This window comes from Agrilactobacillus composti DSM 18527 = JCM 14202, assembly GCF_001436375.1.
Taxonomy (GTDB): Bacteria; Bacillota; Bacilli; order Lactobacillales; family Lactobacillaceae; genus Agrilactobacillus; species Agrilactobacillus composti.
Genome location: NZ_AZGA01000072.1, coordinates 1 through 773 on the forward strand (window position 1 = coordinate 1; position 773 = coordinate 773).

Below are 773 nucleotides of genomic sequence, written 5' to 3' on the forward strand. Positions count from 1 at the left end.
GTCCTGATCGCCACGGATCCCGATGCCGACCGCCTAGGGACGGCCGTACGCCAGCCCGATGGCAGTTACCAACTGTTGACGGGGAATCAAATTGCTTCGATTTTATTGCATTATATCTTACAAGCCAGAAAAGATGCCGGGACGCTGCCAGCTAATGGGGCTGTGGTGAAATCCATCGTATCCACAGAATTAGCCACGAAGATCGCTGAGAGTTATGGCGTGAAGATGATCGATGTGGAAACGGGCTTCAAATTTATTGCCGAACAGATCGAACACTTTGAAGAGACCGGCGACCATGAATTCCTATTTGGCTTTGAAGAAAGTTATGGCTATCTGGTCAAACCATTTGTCCGGGATAAAGATGCCATGCAGGCCACGGTGCTCTTATCTGAAGTCGCTGCTTATTACAAAGCCCAGGGCCTGACCCTTTATGATGGCCTGGAGAAATTGTATCAAGAATACGGCTATTATTCTGAAAAGACGGTCTCTAAAGACTTCCCTGGTATTCAGGGGGGCCAAGAAATGAAAGCCTTAATGGAACGCTTCAGAGAAGAAAAACCAAGTGCGTTCAATAAGGTTGATGTCAACGTCACCGAAGATTATGAAGCTCAAAAGGCCTATTATGCCGATGGCAAGGTGGAATCCATGGATATGCCCGTCTCCAATGTGTTGAAATACAAACTAGAAGATGGCACTTGGATCGCCATTCGACCATCTGGGACGGAACCTAAGATCAAATTCTATGTGGGGACCCAAGCTGAATCTGAAAAGGC

Annotated in this window: 1 protein-coding gene; it reads left to right on the forward strand. The window is 47.3% G+C overall.

All coding sequences use genetic code 11. The features are described 5' to 3' along the window. Nucleotides 1-773, forward strand: a 773-nt coding sequence (locus FC83_RS12280) for a phosphohexomutase domain-containing protein (RefSeq protein ID WP_476692193.1), incomplete at both ends; no start/stop codon positions are given.